The sequence below is a fragment of the Streptomyces sp. DG1A-41 genome, assembly GCF_037055355.1.
Taxonomy (GTDB): domain Bacteria; phylum Actinomycetota; class Actinomycetes; order Streptomycetales; family Streptomycetaceae; genus Streptomyces.
Genome location: NZ_CP146350.1, coordinates 8,351,527 through 8,370,807, shown reverse-complemented (window position 1 = coordinate 8,370,807; position 19,281 = coordinate 8,351,527). Strand labels below are relative to the sequence as shown.

General features: G+C 71.5%; 17 protein-coding genes and 3 pseudogenes. 6 read left to right on the top strand and 14 right to left on the bottom strand.

Features of this window, described 5'->3' with window-relative positions; translation table 11 throughout:
- The first annotated feature begins 52 nt into the window (after positions 1-52).
- Together V8690_RS38650 and V8690_RS38645 are read left to right on the top strand one after the other, a co-directional pair.
- The gene (locus V8690_RS38650; RefSeq protein ID WP_338784680.1) at positions 53-1,396 is read left to right on the top strand and encodes an amidase family protein; all 1,344 of its coding nucleotides are present in this window, start codon (positions 53-55) and stop codon (positions 1,394-1,396) included.
- A 211-nt stretch (positions 1,397-1,607) separates the two neighbouring features.
- Positions 1,608-2,027, top strand: a complete 420-nt coding sequence (locus tag V8690_RS38645) for a VOC family protein (protein ID WP_338784679.1) — start codon at positions 1,608-1,610, stop codon at positions 2,025-2,027.
- A gap of 67 nt (positions 2,028-2,094) precedes the next feature.
- Here V8690_RS38645 and V8690_RS38640 read toward each other — a convergent pair whose 3' ends face one another.
- Together V8690_RS38640 and V8690_RS38635 are read right to left on the bottom strand one after the other, a co-directional pair.
- Positions 2,095-2,577, bottom strand: coding sequence for a GNAT family N-acetyltransferase (locus V8690_RS38640; RefSeq protein WP_338784678.1), 483 nt, complete (start codon positions 2,575-2,577; stop codon positions 2,095-2,097).
- A gap of 56 nt (positions 2,578-2,633) precedes the next feature.
- Entirely contained in the window at positions 2,634-2,807 is a 174-nt protein-coding gene (locus tag V8690_RS38635) for a hypothetical protein (RefSeq protein WP_107084056.1), read from the bottom strand.
- Between the two features lie 452 nt (positions 2,808-3,259).
- On the opposite strand from V8690_RS38635, the gene V8690_RS38630 reads away from it, so the two are divergent.
- Complete coding sequence (locus V8690_RS38630; RefSeq protein WP_338784677.1) at positions 3,260-3,712, top strand: hypothetical protein; 453 nt, start codon at positions 3,260-3,262, stop codon at positions 3,710-3,712.
- 308 nt (positions 3,713-4,020) lie between these two features.
- Here the strand turns inward: V8690_RS38630 and V8690_RS38625 are convergent, their stop codons facing one another.
- The 5 genes and pseudogenes from V8690_RS38625 to V8690_RS38605 form a co-directional block, all read right to left on the bottom strand.
- A complete protein-coding gene (locus V8690_RS38625) occupies positions 4,021-5,526 on the bottom strand; it encodes an SDR family NAD(P)-dependent oxidoreductase (RefSeq protein WP_338784676.1) in 1,506 nt (501 codons plus the stop codon).
- A 106-nt stretch (positions 5,527-5,632) separates the two neighbouring features.
- Positions 5,633-6,973: pseudogene (locus V8690_RS38620) on the bottom strand (wax ester/triacylglycerol synthase family O-acyltransferase).
- Positions 6,974-7,190: 217 nt separating this feature from the next.
- Complete coding sequence (gene glgC, locus V8690_RS38615) at positions 7,191-8,411, bottom strand: glucose-1-phosphate adenylyltransferase (protein ID WP_338784675.1); 1,221 nt, start codon at positions 8,409-8,411, stop codon at positions 7,191-7,193.
- A 51-nt stretch (positions 8,412-8,462) separates the two neighbouring features.
- The gene (glgA, locus tag V8690_RS38610) at positions 8,463-9,614 is read right to left on the bottom strand and encodes a glycogen synthase (protein ID WP_338784674.1); all 1,152 of its coding nucleotides are present in this window, start codon (positions 9,612-9,614) and stop codon (positions 8,463-8,465) included.
- A 39-nt stretch (positions 9,615-9,653) separates the two neighbouring features.
- Positions 9,654-10,391, bottom strand: coding sequence for a (2Fe-2S)-binding protein (locus V8690_RS38605; RefSeq protein WP_338784673.1), 738 nt, complete (start codon positions 10,389-10,391; stop codon positions 9,654-9,656).
- A gap of 227 nt (positions 10,392-10,618) precedes the next feature.
- Between V8690_RS38605 and V8690_RS38600 the strand changes: the two genes are divergently transcribed.
- Complete coding sequence (locus tag V8690_RS38600; RefSeq protein ID WP_338784672.1) at positions 10,619-12,031, top strand: DMT family transporter; 1,413 nt, start codon at positions 10,619-10,621, stop codon at positions 12,029-12,031.
- Here V8690_RS38600 and V8690_RS38595 read toward each other — a convergent pair.
- Positions 12,021-13,274: a transglycosylase family protein gene (locus V8690_RS38595; protein WP_338784671.1), complete on the bottom strand. Its 1,254-nt coding sequence runs from the start codon at positions 13,272-13,274 to the stop codon at positions 12,021-12,023. The two genes, V8690_RS38600 and V8690_RS38595, sit on opposite strands and share 11 nt — an antisense overlap.
- Before the next feature lie 349 nt (positions 13,275-13,623).
- On the opposite strand from V8690_RS38595, the gene gndA reads away from it, so the two are divergent.
- Positions 13,624-15,063 carry an NADP-dependent phosphogluconate dehydrogenase gene (gene gndA, locus V8690_RS38590; protein WP_338784670.1) on the top strand — a complete coding sequence of 480 codons (1,440 nt, stop codon included), beginning with the start codon at positions 13,624-13,626 and terminating at the stop codon, positions 15,061-15,063.
- A gap of 539 nt (positions 15,064-15,602) precedes the next feature.
- Here the strand turns inward: gndA and V8690_RS38585 are convergent.
- Complete coding sequence (locus V8690_RS38585) at positions 15,603-15,947, bottom strand: GNAT family N-acetyltransferase (protein ID WP_338784669.1); 345 nt, start codon at positions 15,945-15,947, stop codon at positions 15,603-15,605.
- A gap of 28 nt (positions 15,948-15,975) precedes the next feature.
- Positions 15,976-16,395 carry an aspartate 1-decarboxylase gene (panD, locus tag V8690_RS38580; RefSeq protein WP_338784668.1) on the bottom strand — a complete coding sequence of 140 codons (420 nt, stop codon included), beginning with the start codon at positions 16,393-16,395 and terminating at the stop codon, positions 15,976-15,978.
- Positions 16,396-16,979: 584 nt separating this feature from the next.
- Here panD and V8690_RS38575 point away from each other — a divergent pair.
- Positions 16,980-17,207, top strand: a complete 228-nt coding sequence (locus tag V8690_RS38575; protein WP_338784667.1) for a DNA-binding protein — start codon at positions 16,980-16,982, stop codon at positions 17,205-17,207.
- A 30-nt stretch (positions 17,208-17,237) separates the two neighbouring features.
- On the opposite strand, the gene V8690_RS38570 is transcribed toward V8690_RS38575, so the two are convergent.
- The 4 genes and pseudogenes from V8690_RS38570 to V8690_RS38555 all read right to left on the bottom strand — a co-directional run bounded on the left by V8690_RS38570 (position 17,238) and on the right by V8690_RS38555 (position 19,197).
- Complete coding sequence (locus V8690_RS38570; RefSeq protein ID WP_338784666.1) at positions 17,238-18,125, bottom strand: IS3 family transposase; 888 nt, start codon at positions 18,123-18,125, stop codon at positions 17,238-17,240.
- Complete coding sequence (locus V8690_RS38565; protein ID WP_338781960.1) at positions 18,122-18,421, bottom strand: transposase; 300 nt, start codon at positions 18,419-18,421, stop codon at positions 18,122-18,124. Before V8690_RS38565 ends, V8690_RS38570 begins: the two co-directional genes overlap by 4 nt.
- A 135-nt stretch (positions 18,422-18,556) precedes the next feature.
- Positions 18,557-18,700 (bottom strand): annotated as a pseudogene (locus V8690_RS38560) (nucleoside monophosphate kinase); the annotation flags it as partial.
- Positions 18,690-19,197, bottom strand: a pseudogene (locus V8690_RS38555) (electron transfer flavoprotein subunit alpha/FixB family protein). The pseudogenes V8690_RS38560 and V8690_RS38555, both read right to left, overlap by 11 nt.
- Between the last annotated feature and the right edge of the window lie 84 nt (positions 19,198-19,281).

Below are 19,281 nucleotides of genomic sequence, written 5' to 3'. Positions count from 1 at the left end.
AGTTCTCCTACGTACTCGCCAGTAGTCCGTCCCTCCACACCGAGGAGCCTCTGTGACCACCTGGGCCGGCCGCACCGCCGCCGAGATATCCGCCGCCGTACGCGAGAAGCGGGTCACCCCACGCGAGGTGGTCGCCGAGCACCTCGCGCGGATCGAGCGGCTCGACGGCCGCGTCGGAGCCTTCCGCACGGTGCGCGCCGAGGCGGCGCCGGCCGAGGCCGACGAGGTGGCCGCACGCGGCGACTTCGACCGTCTGCCGCTGGCCGGGGTGCCCGTGGCCGTCAAGGACAACCTCGCCGTGCGCGGCGAGTCCACCCGTGTCGGCTCGGCCGCGACACCGGACACCCCGGCCGATCGGGACCATGTGACGGTGGCCCGGCTGCGGGCGGCCGGCGCAGTGGTCGTGGGGCTGACGAACGTGCCCGAACTGTGTGTCTTCGGCACGACGGACGGCGTGCTGGGCACCGCCCGCAACCCCTGGGACTCGACGCGCTCGGCAGGTGGCTCGTCGGGCGGCAGTGCCGCCGCGGTCGCCGCCGGGATGGTGCCGATCGCCCTCGGCAACGACGGCATGGGTTCCCTGCGCATACCGGCCGCCAACTGCGGCCTCGTCACCATCAAGCCGGGCCGCGGAGTGGTCCCGACGGGTGCCGGGGACAGCGGCTGGTTCGGATTGTCGGAGAACGGACCGCTCGCCACGACCGTCGAGGACGCCCGCCTGATGCTCTCGGTGCTCGCGGGCGACGAACCCGCCCTCCGCTCCGAGCCCGGCCCCTTCAGGATCGCCGTGTCGCTGCGCAGTCCGCTGGCCGGCGTCACCATCAGCCGGCCGTACACGACGGCCGCGCGGGAGGCGGCCGGGGTGCTGATGAAGGCGGGCCACCAGGTCAGGCGCGCCGATCCGCCCTACCCGATGTCGCTCGCCACGACCGCACTGGCCCACTGGACGGCGGGCACCGCCGCGGACGCCCAGCATCTGGACCCGCGTCTGCTGACCCGGCGCACCCGGGTCCACGCGAGACTCGGCCGGCCCTTCATGGGCCGGGTGCGCTCCGGGGCGGCCCGGGAGCAGCTGCGCCGGCGGCTGGAGCCGTTCTTCGCCGAGTACGACGTGCTGCTCACGCCCGCGCTCGCCCGCCGCTCCCCGAAGGCCGCGCCCTGGCACGAGCGGGGCTGGCTGAGCAACGTCCTGGCCAACACCAACTACTCGCCCCTGACGCCCCCGTGGAACCTGACCGGCTGGCCCGCCATGTCGGTCCCCTGCGGAACCCTCCCCTCTGGCGCCCCGTGTGCCGTGCAGCTGGTGGGCCGCCCCGGCACGGAGTACCAACTCATGGGACTGGCCCAGCAGTTGCAGGAACGTAACCCGTGGCGGCGTACGGCGCCGATGAACTAGAGTCGGCCGGGTGACTGCCGGGTCGGCCGTAGGCCATGCACGAGTGAGGCGCCCGGCCTCTGCGTGAGCGCGGCGGGGGTGACCCCGCCGGGGCCCGCCCGAGAGCCGGAGAGGGCACGAGCCCCGCCTCCCGTCTCCGTGTTTCCTCATCCCCTCGCGCCCGCTGCGGCGCTTCACCACGGATCCCGAGACCCGGAGACCATTCACACCCATGTCCCACGCACAGCACGCACCCGAACTGCCGGCCACCGTCGCCCACCTCGACCACACCGTCGTCTTCGCCTCGCACCGCCAGCTGTCGGCGGAGTTCCTGGCGGCAGTCCTGGGCCTGAAGGTCGGCGCCCCCTTCGGGCCGTTCCTGCCCGTCGACCTGGGCAACGGCGTGACCCTCGACTACTACGAGAAGACCGACGAGCCGATCCAGTCGCAGCACTACGCGTTCCTCGTGCCCGAGGAGCAGTTCGACACCATGATCGCCCGGCTGGAGGCGCTGGGGGTCACCTACCACGCCGACCCGAGCCACACCGAGCCCGGCCGGGTCAACGACCTCTTCGGGGGCCGCGGCGCGTACTTCGCCGACCCGGACGGCCACAACATGGAGATCATGACGCGGCCGTACGTGCGTCCCTGACGGCCGTCCGGGGGACGGTCCTTCCGACCACACAGTGGTGCCGGCCATGCACCGATGTCCTGATGCTCTAGAGCGCCCGGTACATGATGTGCAGTCCCACGAGGCCGTGCCGGGGGTGCTCGAACGCGTCGGGCACCGTACCGAGGATCGTGAAGCCGAGGGAGGTCCACAGCTTCACGGCCGGGTTGGTCTCGACGACGGCGTTGAACACCATGCCGCGGTAGCCGGCTGCCCTGGCCTCGGTCAGGAGATGTTCGGCGAGGGCACGGCCGTAGCCCCGGCCGCCCTGGTCCGGGTCGACCATGAACCCGGCGTTGGCGATGCGGGCGGCGGCGCCGCCGTAGTTGGGGGTGAGGTAGGCGGAGGCCACGATGCTGCCGCTGTCGTCCTCGACGACGTAGACGCGTTTCGCCGGATCCATCCACAGGACCCGGGCCTCGTCCTCGGAGGTGCCCGGGTCCCATGCGTAGGTCTCGCCCGCGGCGACGATGCGGTGCCAGAACGGCCAGATGCGCGGCCAGTCGTCAGCCGTTGCTTCCCTGATCAGCATGGGCGCGAGTCTGGCACGCCCATGCGCTCGGCGAACGCGGAGGGGTCGACGCCCCGTCAGTCGACGCTGGGCAGGATGTGGGGCTCGGCGAGGTCCTCCTCGTAGCCCGCGAGGCGGATCGGGGCCGAACGGGCCCACACGTCGAGGCTGCCGAGCTCGTCGGACCGGTGGCCCTTACGCTCGGTGCGTTCCTTGGGGCGTTGCTCGCGATTCGTCTTCTCCGGTGTCACCGCGCACTCCTTATGTGTCGGTCACCCTCGGGACGTGCGCGCCGGTCCTGCTCTGCGCCGGACGCCCGCTCGGGTCTGATGCCAAATGCAGTTCGGACGCGGTGGCGCCGGTAACTCGCGGGAGCGCAGGCCGTGGTGTACCGGCTTGTCCCATGACGGACCGTGGGTGTGGGTCCCGTCCTGCTGCCCGTCCGCCTCAGACTAACCAAATGAGCGACCCCCCGCTCGATGGGGCTGAAAACAAGCGGTAACGATCGCGCGTCATCCCGTGTTCAACTCGGGTTTACGCACCGATTTAGCAGCGGAAGGACGTTTTGCGGATCACCCGAACGATGTAAGCCCGCACCGGCGGTTTCCAGACGGTTGCGCAGTTCAAGTGCCGTTGGCCGAGTCGAAAGCTCCCCATGATCTGCTGCCGTACGGCAACGGCTGTCTCGCAGGAGGACTGACGCATGGAGCTGCGCAGCGTCGAGGAGCTGATGGATCTGCTGTACGCCTGCCGGGGCACCAGGGTCACCCCGGACATCGACCGCCCGCCGGTCGACCTGCACGATCACGCGCTGCGGACCGCCGCGCTGCTGCGACGGGGCCGTCCGGCCGACAAGGAACTGCAAGTGGCGGGTCTGGTGCAGCCCGTAGGCGTGCTGTTGTGGCCCGGCGACCCGGCCGGGCGCGCGGACCACGCGGCCGACGTGGTGCGTGCCCTGCTCGGCGAGCGGGTTTCCCACCTCGTACGCCACTGCCCCTGCCCGGACGCCGCGGCCGACGAGGCCCTCCTCGCCCTGCGCCAGGCGACCGAGGAGGGCCGTACGGCCGGCTTCGACGCCGGGGTCCTGGAGGACTGGCGCACGGTGCTGGAACTGCTCGCGGCCCGCAACTCCCGCCGCCTCGGGGCCGTCGACTGACGGACTGTGCGTCACCGCGCGCGACGCCCCGCGGTACGGCGCACCGCCCGGGAACCGGGCGGCATCGGGCTCAACGGCAGCGTCGCCGGCCCCGGCCGTCCCCGGCGCCTGACGAAGCCGGCCCTTCTCGAGTCCGGCCGCCTCGACGTCCGCCCCGACGTCGGGCTACGGCACGAGCAAGGCAGCACTCCTCCACGTGACCCGGCAACTCGCGGGCGAGCTTCTGTGGCTCGCCCCCAACGCGGCGGAGTGGGTGACGGGAGCCGACGCGACAAGCCGCACTCGACCCGGCGCCAACCGGGAAGCCCCTACCACTTCCCCGGCGTGTAGTCCTTCAGAAAGACCCCGTACAGATCCTCCCCCGCCTCACCCCGCACGATCGGGTCGTACACACGGGCCGCACCGTCGACCAGATCGAGCGGCGCGTGGAATCCGGCCTCCGCGAGCCGCAGCTTGTCGTAGTGAGGCCGCTCATCCGTGATCCACCCCGTGTCGACCGAGGTCATCAGGATCCCGTCGGTCTGGAACATCTCCTGCGCACTGGTCCGCGTCACCATGTTCATCGCGGCCTTGGCGGCGTTCGTGTTCGGATGTCCCGCACCCTTGTAGCCACGGCCGAAGACGCCCTCCATCGCCGAGACGTTCACGACGTACGCCCGTCCGCTCGCCGCCTTCTTCGCGGCCTCGGCCATGACCGGGCGGAGCCGGCTGATCAGGATGAACGGCGCCGTGTAGTTGCACAGCTGAGTCTCCAGCAGCTCCACCGGGGAGATCTGCTCGATCGTCTGCACCCAGGTGTTGCTGTCGACGACGTCGGGGACCAGCCCGCCCGCGTCGATCGCCGTGCCGTCGAGGTGCCGTTCGACGCTGGCGTTGCCCGCGACCAGGGCGAGGTCGGCGACCTGCTGGGCGTCGAGACCGCTGGTGCCGCCGAGGGGCAGCGCGGCCAGGCCGTCGACCGCGCCGGAGTTGAAGGCGCCGATGACGTGGTGGGCGGGGAGCTCACCGGCGGGCAGCGGGGCGCTCTCGCCCTCGACCAGCGCGGCGTAGGCGGAGGGCAGCCGGCGTACGGTCTGGGTCGCGTTGTTGACGAGGATGTCGAGCGGGCCCGCCTCGGCGACCTGCTCCGCGAGGGCCACGGCCTGGGCCGGGTCGCGCAGGTCGATGCCGACGACCTCCAGGCGGTGGATCCAGTCCGCCGAGTCGTCCATCGCCTTGAAGCGGCGGATGGCGTCCTTCGGGAAGCGCGTGGTGATCGTGGTGTGCGCGCCGTCGCGCAGCAGCCTGAGCGCGATGTACATGCCGATCTTGGCCCGGCCGCCGGTGAGCAGGGCGCGCTTGCCGGTGAGGTCGGCGCGGACGTCGCGCTTGGCGCGGTTCACCCGGGCGCAGTCGGGACAGAGCTGGTGGTAGAAGTAGTCGACTTCCACGTACCGGGTCTTGCAGGTGTAGCAGGAGCGCGGGCGCTGGAGTATCCCCGCGATCCTGCCCTCCTCGGTGGCCGACGACGGCAGGAGGCCCTCGGTCTCGTCGTCGATGCGCTGGGCGGAGCCGGTCGCCGTGGCCTCCGTGACCGCCTTGTCGTGGGCGGTCTTGGCGGCCCGGCGCTCCTGGCGGCGGCGCTGCTTGACCGTGCGGTACACGCCCGCGGTGGCCCGGCGCACGGCGACGGCGTCCGGGTGGTCGATCTCCAGCTTGTCGAGTTCCTCGAGCACGCTGAGGCAGACGGCCAGCCGCTCCGGGTCGATGCCGGGTCCGTACGAGAGCCCGCTCGCCTCGTCCATGGCCTGCGGGCCGTCCTCTGTCACCGTCATCGCCGCTGTCGTTTCCCTGCTCTGCCGTGGCGGCGCGCCGGTCGCGCCCGCTTTCGAACGGCGGATTTTACGCCAGCGGCGGGCCGCACCGCCAAACCCGCGCTATTCAGGGCCGGCAGGCCGTGATCAAATCGCGCACCTCCTCCGAGACGGCCGCCGCGAGCCGGTCGAGGTCCGGCACGGCCCTGCCGTCGGCGACGAGCCCGTAGTGGACGCTCCCCCGGTACGTCGAGACCGCCACCGCCACGGAGTGGCCGGGGGCCAGCGGGGCGAACGGGAAGACGGCGGTGAGCGGGTTGCCGCCGAGCCTCAGGCCGAGGCTGGGCAGGGGCACGCTGGTCACCAGGATGTCGAACCAGAGCCGGGCCGCCTGTCCGACCAGGGGTCCGCCCAGCCGGTGGGCGAGGGCCGGGACGTGGTCGGCGAGCAGGGCGACGGCGCCCGCGCCCCGGTTGGGGCCGGCGTCCTTGTTGCGGTCCATGGCGGTACGGACCGTGGCGAGGCGGGCCAGCGGGTCCGGATCGTGCACCGGAAGCCGTATCAGGTAACCGGAGAGCCGGTTGCCCTGCGGGTACGCGGTGCGCGGACGGCGGTTGGAGACGGGGATCAGGGCGCGGGGCGCGACGTCCTCGCTGCCGTCGCCGCGCTCGTCGAGCCAGCGGCGCAGCGCGCCCGCGACGACGGCGATCAGTACGTCGTTGACGGTGCCGCCGACGGTCTTGCGGACGCGGTGCACGTCGTCGAGGTCGAGCAGCACTCCGGCGGTGCGGCGGGTGCCGCTCGACTCGCAGGTGAGCGCGGGGGTGGAGCGCACGTCGAGGGAGGAGCGGGCGACGGAGGTGCCGATGTCCAGGGCCCGGCCCACGTCGGACAGGGCGCCGCGCACCATCCCCGGCAGCTCGCGCACGTCCGGCAGCAGGCCGCGCGGGGCCGGCGGGGCGGGGCCGGGGTGCGGGCATGTCCATCGGGTCCATGACGCCCGCGGCGAGAGTCAGCGCCCGCAGGCCGTCGGCCAGGGCGTGGTGGAACTTGAACAGCACCGCGAAGGAGACCCCGTCCTCGCCGGGCAGCACATGGGCTTCCCACGGCGGCCGGCCACGCTCCAGCGGACGCCCCATGGCCGGCCCGCGACCGTGTGGAAGTCGGCGGTCGGGGCGTGCAGCCGCACATGGTTCAGGGCATCGAAGTCCGGGTCCGGTTCGCGGGCGGCGCCGCCGAAGGCGAGCGGCCGGCGCAGCGCGGAGGGCAGCGGCTGCCACACGTCGCGGATCCGCATCCGCAGTCCGGGCACGCCGGCGGCGCGGACCGCGAGCAGGTCGGCCGCGTGGGCGCCGGCGGCGGGCGAGTGGGCCGAGAAGATCCCGAGCGCGCCGAGGTGCATCGGGTGGTCCGCGGACTCGATGTTCCAGAACGCCAGGTCGAGAGGAGCGAGCAGGTCAGCAGTCAAGGGCTTGCCTCGCGTCGACGACGGGTGGGCCAGCAGTCAATCGCCCCCAGCCGATTACGGTCAAGTACGATCAGGCTACGTACAGTTAACACCAAATTAAGTCCCGCCCCGGCGAGAGGGGCGGGACTTATGGTGCATGTGCGGCCAGTTCAGCACGGGTTGCGGCGCCGGGCACCCCGTGGGAGTCACCCGGGAGGCGTCATCGCGGCCGCTCTCGTCAGGTGACCAGCTGCCCCTTCCCGAGGGCGATGACGCCGCCCTTGGACACCGTGTACAGCTCCGCGTCGCGCTCCGGGTTGACGCCGATCGTCGCGCCCGGCGGCACTTCGACGTTCTTGTCGAGGACGGCGCCGCGCACCACCGCGCCCCGGCCGATGTGCACGTTGTCGTGCAGCACCGACCCCTGCACGACGGCCCCCGGGTCGACCACCACGCCCGGCGACAGCACGGACCGCGTGACCTGTCCGCGGATGAGACAGCCGGCGCTGATGATGGACTCGCTGGCGATGCCCCCGGCGTTGAAGCGGGCCGGCGAGAGCTGGTACGAGTGCGTGTAGATGGGCCAGCTGCGGTTGTACAGGTTGAAGGCCGGGCGCTCGGCGATCAGATCCATATGGGCCTCGTAGTAGGCGTCCAGCGTGCCGACGTCCCGCCAGTAGCCCTGGTCGCGGGTGGTCTCGCCGGGCACGTGGTTGGCGCTGAAGTCGTACAGCGCGGCCTCGCCCCGGTCGGTGAGCTGGGGCAGGATCGAGCCGCCCATGTCGTGCACGGAGTGCTCGTCCTCCGCGTCCCGCTGGAGCGCCTCGATGAGGGCCTTCGTGGTGAAGATGTAGTTGCCCATGGAGGCGAAGACCATCTCGGGATCGTCCACCAGGCCGGGCGGGTCCGCCGGCTTCTCCAGGAAGCGCTCCACCGTCTGCCCGTCCGAGCCCGGAGTGATCACGCCGAACGCCGAGGACTCGCTGCGCGGCACCCGGATCCCGGCCACCGTGACGCCCGCTCCGCTGTCGATGTGCTGGGCGAGCATCTGGCGCGGGTCCATGCGGTAGACGTGGTCGGCGCCGAAGACGGCGACGTACTCGGGGCGCTCGTCGTAGATCAGGTTCAGCGACTGGAGGATCGCGTCGGCGCTGCCCAGGTACCAGCGCGGGCCCAGGCGCTGCTGGGCGGGCACGGGTGTGACGTAGTTGCCGAGCAGGCTGGACATCCGCCAGGTGGTGGTGATGTGCCGGTCCAGCGAGTGCGACTTGTACTGCGTCAGGACGCAGATGCGCAGGACGTCGGCGTTCACGAGGTTGGACAGGACGAAGTCGACCAGGCGGTAGGTGCCGCCGAAGGTGACCGCGGGTTTCGCACGGTCCGCGGTCAGGGGCATCAGACGCTTGCCCTCGCCGCCCGCCAGCACGATTCCCAGAACCGAAGGACCACCACGACGCATGGCCGCTCCCCTCACGCCGATTTCCGGATGCCTGCCCCTGAGCAGCCCGTACTAAGCCTGTTTCAGGATCTCCTCGTAGAGCCGGACCGTGCGGCGGGCCACCGCGTCCCAACCGAACTCGCCGACCGCGCGTTCCCGCCCGGCCTCGCCCATCCGCCGGGCGGCCTCCGGGTCGCCCAGTACGGAGTCCATGGCCCGGGCGAGACCCGCCTCGAAGCCGTCGCCGGCCGGGACGAGCAGGCCCGTCCTGCCGTCGTCCACGACCTCGGGTATCCCGCCGACCGCCGAGGCGACCACGGGCGTGCCGCAGGCCATCGCCTCCAGGTTCACGATGCCGAGCGGCTCGTACACCGAAGGGCAGACGAACAGGGCGGCGTGCGTGAGGAGCTGGATCACCTCCGGGCGCGGCAGCATCCTCGGGATCCAGAACACGCCGTCGCGGACTCGGCTCAGCTCCCCGAACAGCTCGCGGAACTCCTGGTCGATCTCCGGCGTGTCCGGTGCGCCCGCACACAGCACGACCTGCGCGGCCGGGTCGATGTCGCGCACCGCGCGCAGCAGGTGGGGCACGCCCTTCTGGCGGGTGATGCGGCCGACGAACAGCACGTACGGGCGGGAGCGGTCGAGGCCGATCCGGTCCAGGGCGTCCGTGCCGTGGTCGGGCCGGTACAGGCTCGTGTCGATGCCGTTGTGCACGACGTGCACCTTGTCCTGGTCCAGGGCCGGGTAGCAGCCGAGGATGTCCTCGCGCATGGCGGCGGAGACGGCGATCACCGCGTCGGCGGCCTCGATCGCGGTGCGCTCGGCCCAGCTCGACAGCTCGTAGCCGCCGCCGAGCTGCTCGGCCTTCCAGGGGCGCAGCGGTTCCAGGGAGTGCGCGGTCATCACGTGCGGGATGCCGTACAGGAGCTTGGCGAGGTGGCCGCCGAGGTTGGCGTACCAGGTGTGGGAGTGGACCAGCTCGCGGCCTTCGAGGGCGGCGGCCATGGCCAGGTCGACGGAGAAGGTGCGCAGCGCGTCGTTGGCGCCGTCGAGGGTGGACCAGGGCCGGTGGCGCACCACGCCGTCGGCGCGGCCCTCGCCCCAGCAGTGCACGTCCAGGTCGACCAGCGGTCTGAGCTCCCGGGCGAGGAACTCCACGTGGACGCCTGCACCGCCGTACACATCCGGCGGGTACTCCCGGGTCAGCAGTCCGACGCGCACCCGCAACTCCCTGCTCTCAGCGGCCGTTCCCTTTCATGGTCACCCAGATGGGGCGTGTGGGGAAGAGCGAGGCGGCCGTGTGAAGCAACAGTCACCGCAGAGGCCCCCGCCGGGCACCCGGTAGTACAGACAGCAGCTGCGGCGCCGGAAGGCCGTGCCGGTGAGGGTTCCGGCACCTGCGAGCAGGGGGTGCGCGAGGAGTTCCGCGGCCAGGGAACGGGACCGGGAGGCGGTGTCCGTACGGCCGTGCCGCCGGGCCCAGCGGTCGAGTTCCCGGGCGGCGCCCGCCAGCGCGGAGGCGGCGTTGCCCCGCAGCAGGCCCGGGGCGAGGCGGTAGTGGGCGCGCAGGGCCTCGGAGAGAGGTTGGAGGTGGCCGTGCAGGACGGTGTCCGCGACGGTCGGCGCGTCCCCGGAGAGCAGCCGTACGTCCGAGAGCCACAGGTCGTCAGGGGCGGCGGCGTCGGCGTCCCAGTGCAGCAGCCGGGCGTCGAGGTCGGGGACACGGCCGTAGAGTGCGGCGCAGCCGAGCGCCACGGACCACAGGCGGGCCGCGAGCCCCAGGTGGGCCACGGACGCCGCGACGCGCCACTCCGGGGCTCGTAGGGCGTCCGCGACTTTGCTGACGCGAAAAATCAGGGGATTTCGGCATACATCCGGTGACGCGGCGGCGTAGGCCTGTGCGAGAGTGGGGAGAGGCCCCGCCGCCGCTTCTCCCGTGCGCAGCACGAAGTAGCCGCCGAGCGGGCGGAGCGCGGCAAGGCCGGGGTCGAGGTTCACGAAGAGCAGTAGTACCAAGGCCCCTAAGGGATGCGCCCCGGTGACCCCCGACCGGGCCGCCCACCCTGGGGATGATGGGGTTCCCCGCGTACTCCATCGGCAGTAGGACCCAATGAGTGCTCAGGGACGACGACGGGAAGACCCGGACACGGCAGGGTGTTGGTCATGAAAGCCGACCTTTCGCCGCGCCGGGCCGAGCGCCCCCGCCTGACGCAGAGGAGCAGCCGATGAGCGCCCTCGCGTTGTCCGTCCTGCTATCCCTCGTCTCCGCGGTCGCCTACGCGGGCGGGGCGATCGTGCAGGAGCGGGTCGCGGCGTCCTCGCCGGGCGAGCAGTACGCGCCGCTGCGTCGGCCGGGCTGGTGGGCGGCGGTCGCGCTCAACGGCCTCGGCGGACTGCTGCACGTGGCGGCGCTGGCGTACGGACCGCTCAGCCTGGTGCAGCCGCTCGGCGCGCTGACCATCGTGGTGGCCCTGCCGATGGCGGCGCTGTTCGTCGGCCGCAAGGCGGGTGCCACGGCGTGGCGGGGCGCGATCATGGCGACGGTGGGGCTCGCCGGTCTGCTGTCCCTGGTCGCCGCTTCCGACGCGCGGTCGCTGGACACGGCGCAGCGGGTGGCCGTGGCCGTGGTCACCGCGGGTGTGGTCGTGGCGCTGATGATCGCCGGCCGGGCCGCGCACCGGCACCCGGCGGTCCGCAGCATGCTGCTGGCGACCGCCTCCGGTATCGCGTTCGGCATGTCCTCGGTGTTCACCAAGACCGTCGCGGTCGACTGGACCGGCGGTGTGTCGGCGGCGGACGTGCCGTCCCTCGCCGTGATCGGCGTCCTCGCCACGGCCGGCATGCTGCTGTCGCAGGCCTCCTACCGGGGCGCCGGCCTCGCCGCACCGCTGGCCACGTTGACGGTCGTGAACCCGGTGGTGGCGGCCGCCGTCGGCATCACGATGTTCGGCGAAACCTTCCGCTACGGCACGACGGGCACGGCGCTCGCCCTGAGCTGCGGCGTGGTGGCGGCGGGCGGCCTGATCCTGCTGACGACGGAGCGGCTTACTCACACCCAGCCGGAGAGCGAGGGGACGGGGCTGGAGGTCGCCGGGACGGGGCTGGTCCCCGCGGACACGGGCCTCGGGGCGACGGGGATGCTGCCCGGGCCCTCCGCGGAGTCGGCCGGGAGCGTGCGGGGTCTGCTGGAGACGGTGGGTGCGGAGTCCGGACGCGCGGGTGCCTTGAGGGAGGCGCTGGGTGCCGAACCCGGACGCGCGGGCGCCTTGTCCCGGATCGTGGGCGGCCCGCCCGGAAGCGGAGGCAAGCTCCCCAGGGCGGCGGACGCGCCGCTGCAACAGACGGTGGACGCGCCGCCGCCCGTTGCCGTGGGCGCGCTGCCCAAGGCGCTGGGCGCCGGGGCTGGTAAGCGTGGCCCAGCCGGTCGGGAGGCGTCAGGGGATCCGGTGTGCGTGCCTGCGGTTCCCGTTTCCGTTGCCGTCGCCGGTGAACGCGAGGTCGACCGGGAGGTCGCGTACGAGAGCGGGGAACCGTCGGTGAACTCCGAGGAACGCCCGCTCTCCTACGCCGCCTTCTACGGCATCCCGTACGTGCCGATGCCCACCGTGGACCGGCACCGCACGCGCATCAGATCCTGACGCCGCCGGCCCTCAGGTACGCTATGGGGTCGACGTCCGTGCCGAAACCGGGCCCCGTCCGCACCTCGAAGTGCAGATGCGGGCCCGTGCTGTTTCCGGTGGAACCGGAGCGGCCGATGCGCTGGCCCGCGCTCACCGTCTGCCCGTCCCGCACGGAGATGGCCGACAGGTGGGCGTACTGGCTGTAGCGGCCGTCGGCGTGCCGGATCACGACCTGGTAGCCGTACGAGCCGCCCCACCCCGCGCTGACGACGCTGCCCGAAGCGACCGACTTGACGGACGTGCCCGTGGGCACGGGGAAGTCGACGCCGGTGTGGTAGCCCTTCGACCAGGACGAGCCCGCCTTGCGGTAGGGCGTCCCGAGGGAGGCGGTGACGGGGGCGACGAGGCCCTGCCGGGTGGCCGTGGACCGTGCGGCGCGCTCCTTGCTCTCGTCCTTGGACCGGTCCCTGGCACGCTCCTCGGCACGGTCCGGGGACGGCTTCTTCGATGACGGCTTCTGCGCCGGCTTCTTCGTCGACGGCTTGGCCGACGGGGCCCGCTCGGGCCCGGGACGCGTCTTCGTGGCGCTCTCGCCGCGCAGCGCGAGCCGCTGGCCGGGCACGATCAGGTCGGGGTCGCCCCCTATGGCCGAGCGGTTGGCGGCGTACAGACCTCGCCAGCCGCCCCGCACGTCGCGCTCCTGCGCGATACCGGAGAGCGTGTCGCCCCGCACGACCGTGTACATCTCGGCGCTGCCCGCCCGGGACTGCGGGGTGGACTGCGGCCGCACGTCCTCGATGGAGGTCTTGGGCCTCTGCTTCCGGTCTGCTTTCTCGCCCTTCCTCGTGCTCTCGGCGGCCGGCCGGATGTCGGGCTCGGCTCCGCCCCGGGTCAAGCCGGCGCGGACCGAACACACCGGCCAGGCGCCAGGGCCCTGCCCGTCGAGCACCTTCTCGGCGACGGCGATCTGCTGGTCCTTGCTGGCCAGGTCCGCGCGCGCCGCGTAGGCCCGGCCGCCGTACGCCTCCCAGGTGGACTGGGTGAACTGGAGTCCGCCGTAGAAGCCGTTGCCGGTGTTGATGTTCCAGTCGTTGCTCGACTCGCAGGCGGCGACCTTGTTCCAGGTGTCCACGTCCGCCGCCTGGGCGGTGCCGGCGCCCATGAACGGGAGCGCCATGCCCGCGCCGCCCGCCGTGACGGTGAGTGAGGCGCGGTTGATCCTGTTCGGCTGATACCGGCGATGCCGGCCGCGTACGGCCATCGAGAGCCCCCCTAGACATGCGTCAGGAGGGGCAAAAGTAAGCGCTGCGAACCGGCCAGGACAAGGCGGCTATCGGCCGCCCGGTTGCCCAAATGGCCGGGATGAGGCCCCTGTTGCGCGACGTGCGCCACGGCGGTGCACCGTGTACATCACCCGGTACGCACGTGCCGCGCGCGCGGGGACGCATACGTCGGGTGAGTGCGACGGGGGCTGTTGTGCGTATCTGCCTGCGCGACGTCGTACGACCCGCGCGTGCGGGCGCAGTAGCGGCACGTCAGGATGGTCGACGGGGGCATGCTGGTGGACACCGTCCGCAGCAGCGATACCGAGGTCTTTAGGAGCCAACCGAATGAGCAGTACAGCGCAGATCGGCGTCACGGGTCTCGCGGTCATGGGCCGCAACCTCGCGCGCAACTTCGCCCGCAACGGCTACACGGTGGCGGTGCACAACCGGACGCCCGCGCGCACGCGCGCCCTGGTCGAGGAGTTCGGTGGTGAGGGGGAGTTCGTCGCGTGCGAGAGCGCCAAGGAGTTCGTGGCCGCGCTGGAGCGGCCGCGGCGGCTGGTCGTGATGGTGAAGGCCGGTGAGCCGACGGACGCTGTGATCCAGGAGTTCGCGCCGCTGCTGGAGCCCGGCGACATGATCATCGACGGCGGCAACGCGCACTTCGCGGACACCCGGCGCCGGGAGCGCGACCTGAGCGAGCAGGGCATCCACTTCGTCGGCATGGGCGTGTCCGGCGGCGAGGAGGGCGCCCTCAACGGACCGAGCATCATGCCGGGCGGCCCGAAGGAGTCGTACGACTCGCTGGGCCCGATGCTTGAGAAGATCTCGGCGAAGGCGGCCGACGGTTCGCCGTGCGTCTCGCACGTCGGTCCGGACGGGGCCGGGCACTTCGTGAAGATGGTGCACAACGGCATCGAGTACGCGGACATGCAGCTCATCGGCGAGGCGTACCAGCTGCTGCGCGACGTCGCCGGCTACTCCCCCGCCCAGATCGCGGACATCTTCCGCACCTGGAACCAGGGCCGCCTCGACTCGTACCTGATCGAGATCACGGCCGAGGTGCTCTCGCACGTGGACGCGGAGACGGGCAAGCCGTTCGTGGACGTGGTGGTGGACCAGGCCGAGCAGAAGGGCACCGGCCGCTGGACCGTGCAGATCGCGCTCGACCTGGGTGTGCCGGTGTCCGGCATCGCCGAGGCGGTCTTCGCCCGTTCGCTGTCCGGCCACGCGCAGCTGCGGGAGGCCTCGCGCGGGCTGGCCGGACCGAAGGCGCAGCCGATGGGCGAGGCGGAGGCCCGGGCCTTCGCCGACCGGGTCGAGCAGGCGCTGTACGCGTCGAAGATCGTGTCGTACACGCAGGGCTTCCACGAGATCGACGCGGCCCGCGGCGAGTACGGCTGGGACATCGACCTCGGTGCGGTGTCCGCGCTGTGGCGGGGCGGCTGCATCATCCGCGCGGCCTTCCTGGACCGGATCCGCGCGGCCTACGACACCCGGCCGGACCTGCCGAGCCTGCTGTCGGACGCGACGTTCGCGCAGGAGATCGGGGACGCCCAGGACGACTGGCGCGAAGTGCTGATCGCCGCGACCCGCCAGGGCGTGCCGACGCCCGGCTTCGCCGCGGCGCTCGCCTACTACGACGCCCTGCGCGCGGAGCGGCTGCCGGCGGCGCTGACGCAGGGGCAGCGGGACTACTTCGGTGCGCACACCTACCGGAGGGTGGACCGGGGCGGGTCGTTCCACACGCTGTGGGGCGGGGACCGCTCGGAGGTCTCCGCGTAGGCGCTTCGCGCTGATGGACCGGCACGGGGCCGGTGGACGGCTGCATTGGCCGTCCACCGGCCCCGTGCCGTTGCCGGTTCTCTCGCCGGTTCTCATGCCGCCGTTCAGGACAGCGGCGGGCCCGGCTCGGGGTTCGGTACGGGTTCCGGTCCCGGCGGGATCGGGGACGGGTCGGGTCCCGGCACCGGGTCGGGGCCCGGGGGTGGGGTCGGCTCCGGGCCCGGGGGTGGGGTCGGAGCCGGGCCCGGCGGCGGGGTCGGTGCCGGGGGCGGCGGGGTCGGCTCCGGGCCCGGCGGAGGCTGCGGGTTCGGCACCGGATCGGGGTGCGGCTCCGGGCCCGGCGTCGGTCCCGGCTGCACGGGGTCGGGATACGGATTCGTCATGAGGTCCTCCAGCCAGTCGCTCGGCTCCGGCTCTGGACTACTCCCACGCCTACCCGTCGACTGCCTCCCCAGTCACCCCCGCGCGGGACGGGGAGGGGCCAGGTGGGGGTAATGGGGTCGGGGTCAGGGTCGGACACCGCATGTCCCGGCTCGGGATCAGAAGCGGCCGGGGTGTTCGGTCAGCCAGTCCTTCGCCGCTGTCAGCAGTGCCTCGTCAGCCGGTGGAGCCTCGTCGGGATGGCGCTCGGACCACTTGACGACGTAGGGGCAGAGCGGGGCGACGGCGCTGTGCTCGCGGCCGGCGATGCCGTAGAGCTCTCGGGCCAGCGCGCCCGCGATGCCCTGGCCCTCGTGGGCCGGTTCGACGATCGTGTGCACCGGCACGAGCGCGCGTTCGGGACTGTCGAGGGCGAAGTACTCGATGCGGCCGACGACTTCACCGCCGGACACCGCCTCCAGGCGGCCCGCCGCCCGGTCGTCGCGGATCTCCAGGTCCCTCATGGACACACTCCTGTCCCCTGTACGTCGGTCAGGCCCGGACGGCCTGCGGGCTGCGCTGCTGGTCCGAGCCCGGTACCGGCTCGGACGGGTCGGCGCCGAGGGCCACGACCCGGTTGTCGCCGTCCACGTGCACGACCCGGGGGGTGAGTGCCCGCGCCTCGGCGTCCGTCACCTGGGCGTAGCTGATGATGATCACGAGGTCGCCGGGGTGGACGAGATGGGCGGCGGCCCCGTTGATCCCGACGACACCGGACCCTCGCTCGCCCTCGATCACGTACGTCTCCAGCCGGGCGCCGTTGGTGATGTCCACGATGTGCACGAGCTCGCCGGGCAGCAGGTCGGCGGCGTCGAGCAGGTCGGCGTCGATGGTCACCGATCCCACGTAGTGCAGGTCGGCCTGGGTGACGGTGGCTCGGTGGATCTTGGACTTGAACATAGTACGCAACATCGCAACACTCCCACAAGTAGGCTCCCTGCCTGCGTTTTTGCAGGTCAAGGGCTGTTTCCACACCCTACAACGAGTCGCATGTTCGGGCAGCTGTCCCCAGGTTCTTCAGGACTCATGCTGACCACTTGCTCACTTTTCTGACGCCTCGTCAGGCTGCCGGGGGAGGGCTTCGCCCACTCTCGTGGACCCCACCGTGGCGACGGCCCAAGCCTACGCAGCACCCCCCGAACGACGTCCGTGATCACCGTCACGCGAACGGTCTGGACGGTAAGCAGGAGCGAAGGCGCTCGACCGGAAGTCGGACCACGCGCCGCCATGGGTCAGCTGGCCCAGGCCCCTCGTTTCCCGCCTCAAAGAAGGAGCACCCACAGTTCCATGAATCTGAGTGGCCGAAGCAGCGCGGCAACATAGCGGCGGATCGCCGGTTAGCCAAACCGGCGATTCTCACGACCATGGCTGTGGCTCGTCCTGTGACTCTTGACGGTGGCACAGGGCGGGTGTCAGGACGTTTGGAATTCGGCCAGAACAGAGCGCGAGCCGCTGCAGCGATCAGGCTCAGGCCAGCCTCAAGGAGCATCTTGCCCGTGGAACCGCAGTCGCACCCCGACCAGACCCGCACCGATATCGACTCGTCGCGCAGGCGTCGTAGCGTCGAGCCCGTCCTTATGGACACTTCTGAGGTCGCTGCGATGCTCGATATGTCCACGAGCTGGGTCTATAGGGAGGCATCGAAACTGGGCTTGAAGGGCTACAAGCTCGGCCGAGGCAGGAACGCCAAGGTCCTGTACAAGAGGGCCGAGATCTTCAAGTGAAGTTTCCCCGTGATCTTGGACACTCGTCGGTTATGCCGCGAGGGCGTGTTGGTGCCGCTGTCTGGTCTCGGCCGGGGTGAGGTAGCCGAAGGTCTTGTGCTTGCGCAGGCGGCGGCGGTTGTAGAAGGTCTCGATGAAGGTGAAGACCTCGGCGCGGGCGGTGGCCCGGTCGGGCCAGATGCGGGTGCCGATCTCTTCCTTGAGCAGGGCCCAGAAACTCTCCGCGGCCGCGTTGTCGAAGCAAGATCCGGTGCGTCCGCAACTGTTCTGCAGTCCCAACTCCCCTATTCGGTCGCAGAACTGAGTCGAGGTGTATTCGCTGCCGCGGTCACTGTGGATCACGCAGCCGGGCTCCAGGCCGCCTCGGCCGTAGGCCATGTCGAGGGCGTCCACGACGAGTTCTGCGCGGTGGTGATCAGCCATGGCATAACCGACGACCTCGCGGGTGGCCAGGTCCAGCCAGCAGGCGAGGTAGAGCCAGCCCTCGGCAGTGGGCAGGTAGGTGATGTCGCCGACCAGCTTGATCCCGGGCCGCTCGGCGTGGAAGTCGCGGCCGATCAGGTCAGGGGCCGGCTTCGCCTTCTTGTCGGGCCGGGTCAACGAGCGGCGCTTGCGCCGGGTGACGCCTCGGATGTCGCGCTCGCGCATCACGCGGGCGATGCGCTTGCGGTTCACCCGCCGCCCCAGACGCCGCAGTTCGGCGTGGATGCGCGGGACACCGTAGGTGCGGCGGGAGGCGACGTGCAGCACCGTGATCTCGTGCGCGAGCGCGTCGTCGGCGGCCTGCCGGGCATGGCGGGCGGCCCCGCCCTCGCGCCACGCGTAGTAGGAGGAGCGGGCGACGTGCAGCACCCGGCACAACAGAACGATCGGGTAGTTCGCCTTCTCCGCATGGATGAACCGGCACAACTCGCTCACCGGTCGTTCTCCTTCACGAAGAAGGCGGTCGCTTTTTTCAGGATCTCGATCGTCTGCTGCTGCTCGCGGTTCTCCCGCCGCAGCCGCTTGAGCTCCTCGCGCTCGGCACTGCTCAATTCGCCGGGAGCGCCCTCGCCCTGCTCCGCCTTCGCCTTGCGGTACCAGCCGCGCAGGGACTCGGAGCTGATGCCGAGTTCCCTGGCGACCGCCGTGACCGTCTTGCCCGAGGAGTCGACGAGCGCGATCGCGTCCCGCTTGAACTCTTCGGTGTACCGCTTCGTGTACTTGCTTCCCACCTGGTGCTACTTCCCCTGGAACCTCAGGTCCCAGTCTCCAGGTGTCCACGATCAAGGGGAAGGTTCACGCGACTCCTCCCCCTCATGAATGAGGGGCTTCTCGCTACGCCGGGGAGGCGTCGTGACGGACCAGCCCATGCCGATCGTGAACTCGTCTGGTGCCAACTGCCCGGCCTGGATGCACGCCTGCGCCTGCCTGCCTGGTTCCGTACCCTGACGGATGTTCTCCCGGAACGGGTCTCCCGTGGAGATGTGCGGCAGTTGACCGCTAGCAGGCATGCGCGGCTCTGATCTCGTCGTTGAGGGCCGGGACGACTCGAAGAGGTCGCCGACGACGCCGTCGTCGACGAGGTCGAAGATCGGGGCCTCGGCGTCCTTGTTGATCGCCACGATCGTCTTCGAGGTCTGCATACCGGCGCCGTGCTGGATCGCGCCGGAGATGCCGTTGGCAATGTACAGCTGCGGGGAAACGCTCTTGCCGGTCTGGCCGACCTGGTTGGTGTGCGGGTACCAGTCGGCGTCGACCGCGGCACGCGAGGCACCGACAGCGGCACCGAGGGAGTCGGCGAGCGCCTCGATGATCGCGAAGTTCTCCGAGCCGTTGACGCCACGGCCACCTGGAGGGCGTCGACCTTCGGCACGACCGGGTAGTCGGCGTAGTCGGCGGCCTCGTGCGTGAGGACCTCGACCGCGCCGTGCTCGGCGAGCGCGGCGGCGGTGTCACCGGCGCCCTTGCCCAGCGCGACGGCGACCGGCTCGCCGATGCGGCGGGCCAGGGTGGGCGACTTGGCGGCGCCGTGGTCCGGCCCACAGCGGGTCGGACCAGGGCACCGCCGTGTCCGCGTCGTTGCTCTGCGGGC